This is a genomic window from Cellulomonas sp. P5_C5, assembly GCF_054049655.1.
Genome location: NZ_JBFULY010000022.1, coordinates 22481 through 37921 on the forward strand (window position 1 = coordinate 22481; position 15441 = coordinate 37921).

At 73.2% G+C, this 15441-nt stretch carries 11 protein-coding genes; 6 read left to right on the plus strand and 5 right to left on the minus strand.

All coding sequences use genetic code 11. The features are described 5' to 3' along the window. Window positions 1-92 precede the first annotated feature (92 nt). The 4 genes from ACXJKF_RS16265 to ACXJKF_RS16280 are packed head-to-tail and all read left to right on the plus strand — an operon-like array spanning window position 93 to window position 4519. Window positions 93-2732: a LuxR C-terminal-related transcriptional regulator gene (locus tag ACXJKF_RS16265; protein WP_456788755.1), complete on the plus strand. Its 2640-nt coding sequence runs from the start codon at window positions 93-95 to the stop codon at window positions 2730-2732. A gap of 59 nt (window positions 2733-2791) precedes the next feature. After that, on the plus strand, window positions 2792-2977 hold the full coding sequence (locus tag ACXJKF_RS16270; RefSeq protein ID WP_456788756.1) for a hypothetical protein: 186 nt from the start codon (window positions 2792-2794) through the stop codon (window positions 2975-2977). Next, window positions 2970-3362, plus strand: coding sequence for a DUF7144 family membrane protein (locus ACXJKF_RS16275; RefSeq protein WP_456788757.1), 393 nt, complete (start codon window positions 2970-2972; stop codon window positions 3360-3362). The genes ACXJKF_RS16270 and ACXJKF_RS16275 overlap by 8 nt, the downstream gene beginning before the upstream one ends. Beyond that, on the plus strand, window positions 3359-4519 hold the full coding sequence (locus ACXJKF_RS16280) for a peptidoglycan-binding protein (protein WP_456788758.1): 1161 nt from the start codon (window positions 3359-3361) through the stop codon (window positions 4517-4519). Before ACXJKF_RS16275 ends, ACXJKF_RS16280 begins: the two co-directional genes overlap by 4 nt. Before the next feature lie 58 nt (window positions 4520-4577). On the opposite strand, the gene nhaA is transcribed toward ACXJKF_RS16280, so the two are convergent. Then, the gene (nhaA, locus tag ACXJKF_RS16285; protein ID WP_456788759.1) at window positions 4578-5960 is read right to left on the minus strand and encodes a Na+/H+ antiporter NhaA; all 1383 of its coding nucleotides are present in this window, start codon (window positions 5958-5960) and stop codon (window positions 4578-4580) included. Window positions 5961-6015: 55 nt separating this feature from the next. Further along, complete coding sequence (gene ppk2 / locus ACXJKF_RS16290; protein ID WP_456788760.1) at window positions 6016-6858, minus strand: polyphosphate kinase 2; 843 nt, start codon at window positions 6856-6858, stop codon at window positions 6016-6018. Between the two features lie 186 nt (window positions 6859-7044). Between ppk2 and ACXJKF_RS16295 the strand changes: the two genes are divergently transcribed. Then, on the plus strand, window positions 7045-8406 hold the full coding sequence (locus tag ACXJKF_RS16295; RefSeq protein ID WP_456788761.1) for an MFS transporter: 1362 nt from the start codon (window positions 7045-7047) through the stop codon (window positions 8404-8406). A gap of 2 nt (window positions 8407-8408) precedes the next feature. Further along, entirely contained in the window at window positions 8409-12560 is a 4152-nt protein-coding gene (locus ACXJKF_RS16300; RefSeq protein ID WP_456788762.1) for a molybdopterin-dependent oxidoreductase, read from the plus strand. A gap of 7 nt (window positions 12561-12567) precedes the next feature. Here ACXJKF_RS16300 and ACXJKF_RS16305 read toward each other — a convergent pair whose 3' ends face one another. The 3 genes from ACXJKF_RS16305 to ACXJKF_RS16315 all read right to left on the minus strand — a co-directional run bounded on the left by ACXJKF_RS16305 (window position 12568) and on the right by ACXJKF_RS16315 (window position 15438). Then, on the minus strand, window positions 12568-14094 hold the full coding sequence (locus ACXJKF_RS16305) for a molybdopterin-dependent oxidoreductase (RefSeq protein WP_456788763.1): 1527 nt from the start codon (window positions 14092-14094) through the stop codon (window positions 12568-12570). Window positions 14095-14443: 349 nt separating this feature from the next. Continuing rightward, window positions 14444-14890, minus strand: a complete 447-nt coding sequence (locus ACXJKF_RS16310) for an HIT family protein (protein WP_456788764.1) — start codon at window positions 14888-14890, stop codon at window positions 14444-14446. Window positions 14891-14904: 14 nt separating this feature from the next. After that, the gene (locus ACXJKF_RS16315; protein WP_456788765.1) at window positions 14905-15438 is read right to left on the minus strand and encodes a DUF1697 domain-containing protein; all 534 of its coding nucleotides are present in this window, start codon (window positions 15436-15438) and stop codon (window positions 14905-14907) included. Between the last annotated feature and the right edge of the window lie 3 nt (window positions 15439-15441).

The following is a 15441-nucleotide window of genomic DNA, read 5'->3' on the forward strand; positions in this document are numbered from 1 at the left end:
TGAAGGGGTGTGGCGGTGCTGGTCCTGGGCCTGGTTGATCCGCAATGATCCTGGTCAGGGTGCTGTGCTCCGGTCGATCCAGGAGGGGCCGCGTGACGCAGAACGGACCAGAGGGAAGGGCGTCCCACGGCGGGTCGTCGTCGTTCTTCGCGTCGCGGCTGCGCGCGCCCGCCAACCCGGTCCACTACCTGCGACGGCCGCGCCTCCTGTCGCTCCTCGCGCGGACCACCTCGGTGCCGATCACGGTGGTCGTGGCTCCCGCCGGGTCCGGCAAGACCTCGTTGCTCGTCGACTGGCTGTCCCTCGCGTCGGTGCCGACGGCCTGGGTGTCGGTGGACGAGTCCGACCGGGACGGGGGCCAGTTCTGGTCGGCCGTGACGGCGGCACTGGGGGAGCTGGCCGACCTCGGGAAGGTCCCCTCGTCCCGGCGGCCGGCGACGCGTCCCGACGTCGTGCCGGGGATCGTCGCGCGGCTCGACCGCAGCGACCACCCGGCGTCGGCGGTGCTGGTCCTCGACGACGTCCACCTCCTCGACGACGACCCCGCCCTGGTCGACTCGCTCGCGCACTTCCTCGCCGCGCTGCCGGACTGGCTGCACGTGGTCCTGCTGACGCGCCGCACGCCCAAGCTCCCGGTCGACCGGCTGCGCGCCCGCGGCCAGCTCGTCGAGGTGCACTTCGCCGAGCTCCGGTTCTCGCCGGAGGAGTCCGAGGAGATGCTGGCCTGCCTGCAGGCGTCGCTCGGGCACGACGAGGTCACCGCGGCGGTCGACCGGGCCGGCGGCTGGGCGGCGGGACTGCAGCTCACCGCCCTCGCGTCGCGCTCGGACAGCGCGCAGCCGGTCTCCCTGCCCCGGGTCGACGCCCGGGGGCTGCTGTTCGCCGACTACGTCTGGCGGGAGGTGCTCGCCGCGGAGCGCCAGGAGGTCGTCGACGTGCTCCTGGACACCTCCGTCGTCGTCCGGACCAACGGACCGCTCGCCGCCGCCCTGTCCGGACGTCCCGACGCGGGCGACCTGCTCGCCGACGCCGAGGCCCGCGGGCTGTTCATCACCCGGCTGGGGCCGTCCGGCTGGTTCGAGGTGCACGCGGTGGTCCGCCAGGAGCTCCTCGCCGAGGTCGTCCGACGGACGCCGGAGCGTGTCGCCACCCTGCACGCGCGTGCCGCGAGGTGGTTCGAGGACGTCGGCGAGGTGACCAGCGCGCTCGAGCAGTGGCTCCTCGCCGGCCGACCGCGCGAGGCGCTGCGGCTGCTCGCCGGGAAGGTCGGTGAGCTGTACGACTCCGGCCGGACGGCGACCATCGAGCGGACCATCGCGCAGATCCCCCTCAACGTGGCGTCCGGGGACCTCGACGCGATGATCGAGTTCGCGTGGTGCCACCTGCTGGTGGACAAGCGCCGGTTCCTCGAGGCGGTCGACGCGGCGACGGTGAGCCGGGCGCGGCAGGCCGACAGGGGCCGCCCGCAGGACGGGCGGCTGATGATGCTGCAGTCGATCGCGGCGACGCTCACGGGGGACTGGCACTCGAGCAGCACGCTCGCCACGCAGGCCATCGCGCTGCTGGCCGACGACACCCAGGTCGACCTCGTGGGCCGGTTCGGCTGGAACATGATCGCGCGGGAGGTGGCGCTGTCCGAGCGGTGGGACGACGGGTCCGCCCAGCTCCAGGACGTCCGTCAGGAGCTCGGCTGGGACCCGGAGCGACGCCTCGGCTTCGAGGGGACGCGTGCCGTCGGCGAGGCGCTCGCCGGCCACCCGGTGGACGCGCTGCGGGTCGCCGCCGGCATCCGCGACGTCGACGTCGTGGCCTCCATGGCGATCCTGTGCGCCGAGCTGACCCTGGCGGAGGCCGTCGCCCACAGAGAGCTCGGGGACCGGGCGCGAGCGGTCACCGAGCTGGTCTCCGTGGCACCTCGCTGGCTCGAGCCGGTCGCGCACGCGGAGGCGCTGGCGCTGCTGCAGCTCACCGAGCTCCGCCTCGACGAGGGCGACCTGGACGCGGCGGACGCCTGCTTCGAGCGTGCCCACGCGTTCGTCCGCACCGAGTTCGCCGGCCCCGGGGGACTCATGTGGCTCGCGCGCACCGGGACGCTGGTCGCGCTCGCGGCCGGCCGCCCGGCGGAGGCCCGCCGGTGGGCCGAGCAGGTCGACGACCCGTTCTGGGGCGGTGTGTGCGTCGCGCGGGTCGACCTGCACGAGGGTCGTCGCACCGAGGCAGCCGTCCTCCTCGACGAGGTCGTGCCCCGGTGCCCGCGGCACGACGTGGTCCGCGACCTGCTCCGTGCACGGGCCGCGGCGACCCACCCGGACGCGCTGGCCCACGTGGCGCGCGCCGTCGCGACGGCGACCGGCGTCGGGCTCGTCCAGACGGTCGCCTCCGAGGGTGCGCAGGTGCTGGAGCTGGTCGAGGTGCAGGCCTTCCTCGCACCCGCCGCGTGGCTCGACCGGGTCCGGCGCGCAGCGTCACCGCTCGCCGCGGCGAGGACCACGGACCCGAGCGTGCCCGGCGAGCGCCTGACCGAGCGTGAGCTGGACGTGCTGCGGATGCTGCCCAGCCGGCTCACCCTGCGCGAGATCGCCGACGAGCTCTCCATCTCGGTGAACACGCTCAAGTTCCACCTCAAGGTCGTCTACCGCAAGCTGGCCGTCGGCTCCCGGGCCGAGGCGGCCGACCTCGCGCGCGACGTCGCCGAGCGGGCCCGCTCGGGCGGGGCCGCCGCGCGGAGCTGAGCCGGCTCACCCTGCGCAGGGTGGTGTGCGACCACCCGGTGCGTCGCGACGATGCCCCCATGCCCCCCGCGAGCCAGGGCCCCGACGAGGACCCGTTGATCGACTCGGCCGCCCAGCTGGCCGAGCTGACGGACCTGGTCGCGCGTGGGCTCGTGTCGCCGGAGGAGTTCGAGCTCCAGCGCAGGAAGGTCATCGGCGACGCCGAGGCCTCATCACCGTTCCGGAAGGAATCCCATCGTGACTGAACAACGCAGCAGCCTTGCCGTCGGCATGACCGTCTTCGCGGCGACGATGTTGATCGTCATCGGCGTCCTGCACGCCCTGCAGGGACTCGTGGCCGTCTTCAACGACACGTTCTACGTGGTCGGCGCCGAGTGGGTCTTCGAGCTCGACGTGACGACCTGGGGCTGGGTCCACATCCTCATCGGCCTGCTCGTCGCCGTCGCCGGGTTCTTCGTGCTCAGCGGCGCCGTGTGGGCACGGATCGTCGGTGTGCTCGTGGCCAGCCTGAGCCTCGTCCTGAACTTCGTCTGGCTGCCGTACTACCCGTTCTGGGCCATCGTCATCATCGCCCTCGACGTCTTCGTGATCTGGGCGCTGACCCTGCACGGTCGGGACATCGTCGAGTGATCGTCCGGCGGATCGGCGGTCCGCTCGTCGCCGGGACCGTGCTGCTGGCTCTGACCGCCTGCACCGCCGGCGGCCAGGGCGACGACGACGCCACGCCGGAGTCGGCGGTCAGCGTGGCGCAGGCCGACGTGGCCGCCAAGGAGGCTGCGCTGGCCGAGGCCGACGACGCCGCTGCGGCCGCCGCGACGGCGTTCTGCGACGCGAGCTCGACGTACATCACCGCGCTCGACCGCTACGGGGACGTGCTGAGCCAGACGGCCGTCACCGTCGGCGACGTCCAGACGGCCGGCGAGGACCTCACCTCGCCGGCGGCGGAGGCGACGGACGCGGGACAGGCTGCGGTCGACGCGCGGGATGCCRTGGTGGTCGCGCAGGAGGAGCTCGCCGAGGCCCAGCAGACGCTGGCCGAGGCCGAGGCGGCCGAGCAGGGTCTGGAACCGCCGGAGCCCACGGCCACCGAGCCGAGCCCCGTCGCGACCGTCCCGGCGGCATCGGTGACCCGCGTGCAGCAGGCCGAGGAGGACTTCGCGTCGACGCGGTCGGGGATCACGGACGAGACACCGCTGGTCCAGGCCTCCGAGCAGTTCAACTCGGCGGCGGTGGCGCTCGAGATGTCCTGGCTCCGCCTGTTCGCCGACGCGGGGTGCCTCTCCGACGAGCGCCGGGCGGAGGCGAGCACGACCGTGAGCACGTACACGGCCGCGCTGCAGCAGTCGTTGACCGACGCCGGGTACGCACCGGGACCGGTCGACGGGATCTACGGCCCGCAGACGGTCGCGGCGGTGCAGGCGCTGCAGAAGGACAGCGGGCTGCCCGAGACGGGGACGGTGGACAAGGCGACGGCCGCTGCCCTCCAGGCGGCCCTCGACGCGATCGGTGCCGAGGCGGCCCGGGCGTCCACGGCGGCGACCGCGGCGCTGCAGCAGACGCTCACGCTGGCCGGGTACTGGGACGGTCCGGTCGACGGGACGTGGACGGACGAGCTCACGGCAGCCGTCGGCGCCCTGCAGACCGACCTCGGGGTGCCGGTCACCGGCACGGTGGACGCCGCGACGGTGGCCGCGTTCCAGGCGGCGCTGGTCGCTGCCCTGGAGCCTGCCGATCCTCCGGAGCCCTCGCCCGAGCCGACGCCCACCGAGGAGGAGGGCGAGGACTGACCGAGCGTGACCGGGTCCGGCAGTGCCTGCCTGCCTACCGGACCCGGTCACGCGACCGTCATCCCGCGCCGGTGGGCGCCCGCCACGGCAGCGGGGGCAGCGGGGGAGGTGCGTCGCTGAGCGGGGAGCACAGCGGCAGCTTCTCGCCCAGCCACCGCAGMAGCACGGACCCGAGCACCGCGGCGGTGAGCGACCCGGCGAGGATGCCGATCTTGGCGTTCTCCAGGTGCTGCGGGTCGTCGAAGGCGAGCTCGGCGATGAACAGGGAGATGGTGAAGCCGATCCCGGCGAGCACGGCGCCGCCGAGCAGGTGCCCCCAGCGGACGCGCCCGGGCAGCTCTCCCAGCCCGAGCCGCAGCGCCAGGGTGGCGGCCCCGGTGATGCCGATCGCGTTGCCGAGCACGAGCGCGACCGCGACCCCGATGGCGAGGCGGGACTGCGCGGCGGCCTGCAGGGACTCGGCGTCGAGGGTGATCCCCGCGTTCGCCAGACCGAACAGGGGGACCACGACGAACGCGCTCCACGGGTGCAGGAGGCGCTGCAACCGGTCGTTCGTCGGGACCGCGGCGCGTGCGGCGAGCTCGGCGAGGTGCTCGCGCTCGGCGGTCGCGTCGGCGATGAGCTTGCGGCCGTAGCCCGCGACCTCCTCGATCGTCTCGCGTGACGCAGGCCGTGCCGGGACGAGGAGGCCGACGATCACGCCGGCGAGGGTCGCGTGCACCCCGGAGGCCTGCACCGCGAACCACAGCGCGATCCCCGCGACGACGTACGGCGCCAGCTGCCAGACGTTCAGCCACCGGAGCACGAGGATCCCGACGACGATCGCCGCCGCCAGACCGAGCGCGGCCATGTCGACCTCGTCCGTGTAGAAGATCGACATCACGGTGATCGCACCGATGTCGTCCACGATCGCGAGCGTGAGCAGGAACAGCCGGAGCCGGTCGGGGCACTTCGGTCCGAACAGGGCGAGGATCCCGACGAGGAACGCGGTGTCGGTCGACATCACGACCCCCCAGCCGTGCGCGGCGTCGGTGCCGCCGTTGAACGCCAGGAAGATCAGCACGGGCACCAGCAGGCCCCCGAGGGCACCGAGGGCGGGGACCGCGACCGTCCGCTTGTCCCGCAGGTCTCCCGTGGTGGCCTCGCGGCTGATCTCCAGGCCGACCACGGCGAAGAAGATCGCCATCGCGGCGTCGTTGACCCAGTGGTGCAGGTCGAGGTCGATGCCCCACGTCCCGACGTGGAACCCCGCGGTGGTGTGCCAGAGCGCCTCGTAGGAGTCGGCGAAGGGGGAGTTGACCCAGACCAGGGCCACGACCGTCGCGGCCAGCAGGTAGACGGCGCTGCCGGCCTCGTTGGTGAGGAAGTCCTTGACCGACGGTTGCAGTCCGGGCAGTGACACGCGCAGGTTCGGCCCCGGGCTGGTGGAGGTCGCCGACATGCGGATCAACGTCGCAGGTGGGCGGCCTGGACGCAACGGGCGTTCGCCGCGAGCGTCAGAGGTACTTCTCCGGGTCACCGCGCAGCCGCGCGACGTGGTCGGGGACGTAGGTGGACAGCTCGCGGGGCGGGCGCTCGTACCCGGTCTTCGACGGCGGGCGGTCCGGGAGCTTCACCTTCTCGCGAGGGAGGTCCTCGTACGGCAGGGTCGAGAGCAGGTGGCTGATCATGTTGAGCCGCGCGTGCTTCTTGACGTCCGACTCGACGACGAACCACGGGCTGTCGGTGGTGTCGGTGTGCACCATCATCTCGTCCTTGGCCCGGGAGTAGTCCTCCCACCGGCTGATCGACTCCAGGTCCATCGGGCTCAGCTTCCACTGCCGGACCGGATCGTTCAGCCGGGACCGGAACCGCTTGAGCTGCTCCTTGTCGGACACGGAGAACCAGTACTTGCGCAGGAGGATGCCGTCCTCGATGAGCATCTGCTCGAAGATCGGGGTCTGGCGCATGAAGCGGTGGTACTCCTCCGGCGTGCAGAAGCCCATGACCTTCTCGACCCCCGCCCGGTTGTACCAGGAGCGGTCGAACAGGACGACCTCGCCCGCCGTGGGCAGCTGGGCGACGTAGCGCTGGTAGTACCACTGGCCCTTCTCCCGCTCGGTCGRCGACGGCAGGGCCTCGATGCGCACGATGCGGGGGCTGAGGTACTCGGCGATCCGCTTGATGGTGCCGCCCTTGCCGGCGGCGTCGCGGCCCTCGAAGATCACGACCACCCGCGCGCCCGTCTCCTTGGCCCAGAGCTGCACCTTCACCAGCTCGGCCTGGAGGCGGAAGAGCTCTGCCTCGTAGACGTCGTTCGGGATCTTGTCCTTGTGCTTCTTGCCGGACTTCTTCGTCATGCCCGGACGCTACCGCCACGACCAGGGCCGTGCGCGACGTCCGGTCGTCCGCGTGTTCTCACAGGGTCTGGACGGGGCCGGTGCGCGAAACGAACCGTGCGCGCAACCGTTCGGACAGGTCGGCCGAAACATCCGCTGCCTAGCGTCGGCGTCGACCGAGCCCCCCTTGTCCACCCGGAGGTCCCCATGGCGCCACAGGTCATCACCGACGCCAGCACTGCCCCCGTACTCGACGCCGCGCCGCTCACCCACCGCCMCGGCCGCTGGATCGACGGCTGGAACCCGGAGGACGAGGGCCAGTGGGCCTCCGTCGKCCGGGTCATCGCCCGCCGGAACCTGGGGCTGTCGATCTTCGCCGAGTTCCTCGGCTTCGCCGTCTGGGCGCTCTGGAGCATCGTCGTCCCGCGCCTGCCCGACGCCGGCTTCGTCCTGACCGTCGACCAGATGTTCTGGCTGATCGCGCTGCCGACGCTCGTCGGCGCCACCCTGCGCATCCCCTACACGTTCGCGGTGCCGATCTTCGGCGGCCGCAACTGGACCATCGTGTCCGCGCTGCTGCTCCTGGTCCCGACCGTCGCGCTGGGCGTGGCCGTGCAGAACCCGGAGCTGGGCTTCCCGGTCCTGCTCGTGGTCGCCGCGCTCGCCGGCGTCGGCGGCGGCAACTTCGCCTCGTCGATGGCGAACATCTCGTTCTTCTACCCCGAGAAGGAGAAGGGCCGCGCGCTCGGCCTCAACGCGGCGGGCGGCAACCTCGGCACGGCCGCGGTGCAGTGGGCGGTGCCGATCGTCGTCGTCATCGGCGCCGGCATGCAGCTCCAGTGGGCCGGCTTCATGTTCGTGCCGCTCGTCCTCATCGCGGCGGTACTGGCGTTCCGCTACATGGACAACCTGTCGAACGCCAAGGCGGACCCGCGGGCCTACGGCGTCGCCGCCCGGTCCCGGAACACCTGGATCATCTCGTTCATCTACATCGGTACCTTCGGCTCGTTCATCGGCTTCTCCGGGGCGTTCCCGCTGCTGCTGGCGAACACGTTCCCCGAGGTCACCATCACGATCGCGTTCGCCGGTGCGCTCGTCGGCTCCATCGCCCGACCGTTCGGCGGGACGCTCGCGGACAAGCTGGGTGGCGCCCGCGTCACCATCGGGGCGTTCGCGGTCATGGCGATCGGCGTCGTCTGCGCGATCTTCTCCCTGCGCGCCCACGCGTTCGGGCCGTTCCTCGCCTCGTTCCTGGTGCTCTTCATCGCCACGGGGGCCGGCAACGGCTCGGTCTACCGGATGATCCCCGCGGTCTTCCGGTTCGGGGCGACGGACGCCGACGACCGAGCCCGGCGCGCGAAGGCGGCGGCCGGCTGCCTCGGCATCGCCGGCGCGATCGGAGCGTTCGGCGGCTTCCTCATCCCGCGCGGGTTCGCCATCTCCACGACGGCGACCGGCAACATCCAGGCGGCCCTGTGGGTGATCGTGGGCCTGTACCTGGTCATGAGCCTGACCACGTGGGCCGTGTACCAGCGCCGCAGCGGCACCTACGGCTCGACGGTCATCTGACCTTGACCACCACCACGCCCGCCCCGCAGGGGAGCACCACGTCCGTCGAGCAGGTGGCGACGGTGTGCTCCTACTGCGGGGTGGGCTGCGGGATCGTCCTCGACATCGCCTCCGACGCCGAGGGCCGGCGCGTCGCGCGCGGTGCCCGGGGCGACAAGTCGCACCCGGCGAACGCGGGGCGGCTGTGCACCAAGGGTGCGACGAGCGCGGACATGCTCGCGGCGGGCGGTCGGGCGACGCGCGCGCTCGTACGCGCCGAGCGCGGTGCCGAGCCGGTGCCGTCGGACCTCGACGACACGATCGCGCTCGTCGCCCGGCGCCTGCGCGAGGTGGTCGACACGCACGGACCCGACGCGTTCGCCCTCTACGTGTCCGGCCAGATGAGCCTGGAGGCCCAGTACCTGGCCAACAAGCTGGCCAAGGGCTACGTGCGCACGCAGTGGATCGAGTCGAACTCGCGGCTGTGCATGGCCAGCGCGGGGACCGGCTACAAGCTCTCGCTCGGTGCGGACGGGCCGCCGGGGTCCTACGACGACCTCGACCACGCGGACGTGTTCCTCGTCATCGGCGCGAACATGGCCGACTGCCACCCGATCCTTTTCCTGCGGCTGCTCGACCGGGTCAAGGCGGGTGCCAAGCTCATCGTCGTCGACCCGCGCCGGACGGCCACCGCCGACAAGGCCGACCTGTTCCTCCAGGTCGCACCGGGCACGGACATCGCGCTCCTCAACGGCCTGCTGCGGCTCGTGGTCGAGGCGGGCGGGCTGGACGACGAGTTCGTCGCCGAGCACACGGAGGGGTGGGACGAGCTCGAGGCCATGCTCGAGGACTACCCCGCCGACGAGGTCGCCCGCATCACGGGCATCAGCGAGACCGACCTGCGTACCGCGGCCGCGATGCTGGCGGGGGCCCGGAACTGGGTGTCCTGCTGGACGATGGGGCTCAACCAGTCGACGCACGGCACCTGGAACACGAACGCCCTGGTCAACCTCCACCTGGCGACCGGCGCGATCTGCCGGACCGGCTCCGGCCCGTTCTCCCTGACCGGCCAGCCCAACGCGATGGGCGGGCGGGAGATGGGCTACATGGGTCCGGGTCTGCCGGGCCAGCGCACCGTGCTCGACGCCGCCGACCGCGCCTTCGTCGAAGAGGTGTGGGACCTGCCCCCCGGGACGGTGCGCGCCGACTTCACGGGCCGCGGCACCGTCGACATGTTCGAGCGCATGGCCGCCGGCGAGATCAAGGCGTGCTGGGTCGTCTGCACCAACCCGGTGGCGTCGGTCGGCAACCGGCGGACCGTGATCGAAGGGCTCGAGCAGGCGGAGCTCGTCGTCACGCAGGACGCGTTCGCGGACACCGAGACCAACGCCTACGCGGACGTCGTGCTCCCGGGTGCGCTCTGGTCGGAGTCCGACGGCGTGATGATCAACTCCGAGCGCAACCTCACGCTCGCGCGCGCCGCCCTGCGCCCGCCCGGCGACGCGCTGCCGGACTGGCTGCTCATCGCGCGGGTCGCGACCGCGATGGGCTACGACGGCTTCGACTTCGCCTCGTCCGAGGAGGTGTTCGAGGAGCTCCGCGCCTTCGCGAACCCCCGCACCGGCTACGACCTGCGCGGGGTGACCTACGACCGCCTGCGCAGGGGTTCGGTGCAGTGGCCGGCCGCGCCCGACGGGCCCCGTCGCAACCCCCTGCGCTACCTCAACGACGGCGTGAGCCAGGACCTCCTCGAGCGCCCGGACGGCACGCGCCCGCGGCTGGCGTTCCCGACGCCGTCGGGCCGGGCCAGGTTCCACGCGCGCCCCCACCTGCCCGCCGCCGAGGTCCCCGACGACGACTTCCCGTTCGTGCTCAACACGGGGCGGGTGCAGCACCAGTGGCACACGATGACCAAGACGGGCAAGGTCGCCAAGCTCAACAAGCTCTCGCCCGGGCCGTTCGTCGAGATGCACCCGTCGGACGCGGCGGCGCTCGGCCTGGTCGACGGCGCGTCCGTCGAGGTGGCGTCGCGTCGCGGTCGTGCCGTGCTGCCCGTCACGGTGACCGACCGGGTGCTGCCCGGCGCACTCTTCGCGCCCTTCCACTGGAACGACCTGTTCGGGGAGTACCTCGCCGTGAACGCGGTGACCAACGACGCGGTCGACCCGATCTCGTTCCAGCCGGAGCTCAAGGTGTGCGCGGTGGCGCTCACGCCGATCGCCTCGCCGGTCGACCCCGTGCTGCCCGACGTCCGGTCCGCCGACCCCGTCGCGCCCGACGGACTCGCGCCGGGGGCGCTGGCGATCCGGGCCCTGGGMGCGACGCTCGGTCTCGACGCGCATCAGCCCCCGCGCCTAGGCGACCGCGAACGCCGCTACCTCGCCGGGTTCCTCGCGGGGCTCGGCGGTGGCGCGCCGGGCACGCCGGTGCTGCCGCCGGACGCGCCGCTCGACGCCGACGACGCGCTCTGGGTCGACGGTCTCCTCGCGGGCCTGTTCTCGCGCACGCCGGAGCCCGACCGCGGCCGACGGGACGCCTCCGAGCGGAGCACGGGGGTGCGCCAGGTGGTCGTGCTGTGGGCGTCCCAGACGGGCTCGGCCGAGGACCTGGCGACTGCGGCTGCCCAGCGGCTGGTGGGTGCCGGGCTCGTGCCGCGCACCGTCGCGATGGACGACTGCCTCCCGGCGGACCTGCCGACCGGCGCCGACCTCGTCGTCGTGACCAGCACGTTCTCCGACGGCGACGCACCGGACAACGGCACCGCGTTCTGGGAGTCGGTGGCCGCGACCGACGCGCGCCGGCTCGACGGCTCCCGGTTCGCGGTGCTCGCCCTCGGCGACTCGAGCTACGACCGGTTCTGCGGGCACGGGCGCCGGCTCGACCACCGTCTCGAGGAGCTCGGCGCGACGCGGCTGGTGGAGCGGGTCGACTGCGAGCCCGGTGAGGACGACCGGGCGCTCGCGTGGATCGAGGCGGTGGCGTCGGCCCTCACGACGGCGACCCCGCAGCCGCCGGCCGCCGCTCCCGTCACCGACACCCCGGACGAGCCCGCCCACGCCACGCGGCAGCACCCCGGCGTCGCGAAGATCATCGGGAACCGCCTGCTGTCCCTGCCGGGCTCCAGCAAGGAGGTGCGGGAGATCCTGCTGGACGTCACCGACAGCCCGCGGGAGGTGGCCTACCGCGCGGGCGACGCGATCGCCGTGCGTCCGTCGAACTCACCGGAGCTGGTCGCCGAGTGGTTCGCCGTCACCGGGTGGGACCCCGACCAGGAGGTCCACGTCGACGGCCGTCCGCGACCCCTGCGCGACGCACTCACCACCGACCTGGAGATCAGCCGCATCTCGACCGACCTGCTCACGCTCGTCGCCGAACGCTCCCGCAGCACCGAGCTGCGCCAGCTCCTGCGACCCGGCAACGGCAGCGACCTCGCGCGCTGGACGTGGTGCCGGCAGGCGGTCGACGTGGTGGCCGAGCTGGCGCCCGACGTGCCGGCCGCGGACCTCGTCGGCGTGCTGCGTCGCCTCGCCCCTCGGCAGTACTCGATCTCGTCGAGCTCGCGGGTCTCACCGGACACCGTCGCGCTGACCATGTCGGTCGTCCGGTACGCGTCGCCGTCGGGCGGGAGCCGGGGCGGGGTCTGCTCGACGTTCCTCGCCGACGCGCCGCTCGGCACCCTGGTGCCCGTGTTCGTGCAGCCCACGTCGCACTTCCGCCCGCCGGCCCCCGACGTGCCCGCGATCATGGTCGGACCAGGGACGGGCGTGGCACCGTTCGTCGGCTTCCTCGCGGACCGCGCTGCGGCGGGGCACACCGGGCGCAACTGGCTGTTCTTCGGCGAGCAGCACCAGGCGACCGACTTCTACTACCGCGACGAGCTGTCCCAGCTGCTCTCCGAGGGCACGCTCGACCGCCTGGCCACGGCCTTCTCGCGCGACCAGCGGTCCAAGATCTACGTGCAGGACCGGATGCGCGAGCACGGCGCCCGGCTGTGGGAGTGGCTGGAGCAGGGCGCGTCGTTCTTCGTGTGCGGCGACGCGTCGCGCATGGCGAAGGACGTCGACGCCGCGCTGCGCGAGGTCGTCGCGACGCACGGCGGGCTCGGTCCGGATGCGGCCGACGCCTACGTGAAGGACCTGGTCACCCGGCGTCGGTACGTGCGCGACGTCTACTGACGGGTGGTCACGTGACGGTGACGCGGACCGTGTCGTAGCCTGTCGCGCCGTCCGGGATCACGTCCGCCTTCGCGCCCGTCTGCGGTCCCTGCGGGTCGGAGGCGCGGACGTACAGCTGGTACTCGCCCGGCTCGGCGTCCCACGTCCACGACCACTGCCGCCACGAGTCGATGCCGCCGTCGTCGGCCAGCGTGGCGTCGTGCCAGCTGCCGTCCTCGACGCGCACCTGGACACCCGTGATGCCGCGGTGCTGCGCCCAGGCGGTCCCGGCCACGACGACGGGCCCCGCCGGTACGGAGGTGCCGGGCGTCGGCACCTCGATGCGCGACTGCGTCTTGATCGGACCCTCCGGCGACCAGCCCCGGTCGGTCCAGTACGCCGTCACGTCCGCGAACCGGGTGACGCGCAGCTCGGTGACCCACTTCGTCGCGGAGACGTACCCGTACAGCCCGGGGACCACCATGCGCACCGGGAACCCGTGCTCCACGGGCAGCGGCTCGCCGTCCATCGCGACGGCCAGCAGCGCGTCGCGGCCGTCCGTCAGGGCCGCGAGCGGGGTCGACGCCGTGAACCCGTCGACGCTGCGGGACAGGACCATGTCCGCGTCGGCGGTCGGTCGTGCCCGGGCGAGCAGGTCCGCGATGGGCATCCCGAGCCACTTCTGGTTGCCGATGAGGTCGCCGCCGACGGGGTTGGAGACGCACGCGAGCGTCACCCAGGCCTCCACCAGGTCGCTGTCCAGCAGCTCGTCCCAGGTGAGCGTGACCTCCTCCTCGACCATGCCGTGCACGCGCAGCGTCCAGGTGCTCGGGTCCACCTGCGGGACGGTGAGCGCGGTGTCGATCCGGTAGAAGTCGGCCGCGGGCGTCTGCCAGGGACCCACCCCGTCCACGCCGATGTCGACACCGGCGGGCACGGGCTCGGCCGCGACGGCGGGGCTGGGGATCCGGAGCGCCGCCCGCGCCGTCTGCGCACCGCGCGCGGTGGCACCGACGGCCCTGCCGACGAGCACCCCGACCACGCCGAGCGCACCGGCCGCGGCCGTGGCCTGCAGGAACGCCCGCCGCTGGACGCCCACGGGACGGGGACGGCCGGGTGCCCCCGGGAGGCGACGGATGAGCTCCCGCAGCGTCAGCAGACCCGCGACCGCACCGAGCACGGCGGGAGCCGCGGCGAGCGCCCCCGCGTCCGGMCGGCCCATCGCGGCGAGCCCCGCGACCGCGCCGAGCACGACGACGAGCGTGGCGCCCCACGCCCACCGGCGGGCGGCGAGCACCCCGGCCAGCGCCGCCAGCGCCAGGAGCACGACGACCTCGCCGATCCCGAGGACCACCTTGTCCGCGGTGCCGAACGTCGAGGCGGCGAAGTCCTTGAGCCACGCGGGGGTCGCGTCGACGAACGCCGAGCCGACGGCCACGAGCGGGTCGGACGTCGGCCCGGTGAGCAGCGCGACGAGTGCCCCGACACCGAGCGTCACGGCGCCCGCGGCGAGCCCCGCCAGCGCAGCGAGCCCGGTCTCCTGACGTCCAGCCATCTGGTGCATGCCTCCTCGACGAACGTGTACCCCGACTCTGCCCTGCCACACGCACGATGTCGCCACCCACACCGCCGCTGGGCAGGTGCAACGTCCGAGCATCTGGTCGCCCCAACGCTCACTTCCTCGGACGCCCCCCGGTCAGATGCGGGACGTCCGAGCATCTGGTCGCCCCAGCGCTCACTTCCTCGGACGTCCCGTAACACCAAGGGTTCGGTGCCGGACGCCGGACGGACTGGTCGACACCACCCGTGGTGCTTCACAGCGTCCGCACCCGGTCGCCGGGACGCTCGGATGCGCGGACGTCAGGGGCCTGCGGGCGGGACGTCCACGGGTGCGGGCGTTCGCGTCAGAGGGCGGGGCTGGTCAGCGTAGCCGGGACGTTCGCGGCGTGGCCCTGGGCGACCAGCTCCGCGCGGATCCGTTCCGCCGCCGCGTCGAGCTCCGCCGCCGGGACGTCCGTGCGGGCGTTGCGGAACGACAGCTCCGCCTCGCCCCAGGCGGGCAGGACGTGCAGGTGCAGGTGATCGACCTCGAAGCCGGCGACGAGCAGCGCGGCGCGCGGTGCGGACCAGGCCTGCTGCTGCGCCCGGCCGATCACCTTCGCGACGAGCACCAGGTGCGCGAGCACGTCGTCGGGCGCCTCGGTGAGCTGCACGATCTCGGCGCGCGGGACCACGAGCATGTGGCCCTCGGTGATCGGGGCGATGGTGCCGAGGGCGACGGCGACGTCGTCGGCCCACACGAACCGGCCGGGGATGTTCCCGGCGATGATCTGGGTGAACAGGGTGCTCATGGCGCCCACGCTAGTCAGGCGCGCTCGCGGGCGAGCCGCTGGAGCGCGAGCACCGTGTTCCAGTTCCGGGCGGTCCCGGACCGACCGGTCGCCTTCTCCAGCACGGGGAGCGTGAGCTTGGAGCGGCCGATCCCGTCCGGGAAGTACGCGTAGGTCTCGTGGCCGGCGAACGCGACGGACTCGCGACCGTACGGCGCGGGGTCGACGTCGGTGCGCGCCGGCGCGCCGTCCCAGCAGTACAGGACGAGGTGCGACGGGTCGGAGGCGGCCTCGTCGGGGAAGGGCAGGCGTTCCACGATCGTGTCCCACTGCGCCAGGGACCGCGTCACCACGGGCACGTCGAACCCGAGCTCCGCGACGAGCGCCTCGGCCAGCCCCGGTCCCACGGCGGAGACCGCCCCGGCGGGGACCAGCACGATGTTCCCGCTGTTCACGTAGGTGGTGACCTGGGTGTGCCCGAGGCTCTCGGCGACCGCACGGAGCTGCGCCGACCGCACGGTGCGGCCGCCGACGTTGACGGCGCGCAGGAGGGCGATCACGGGGCTCATGCC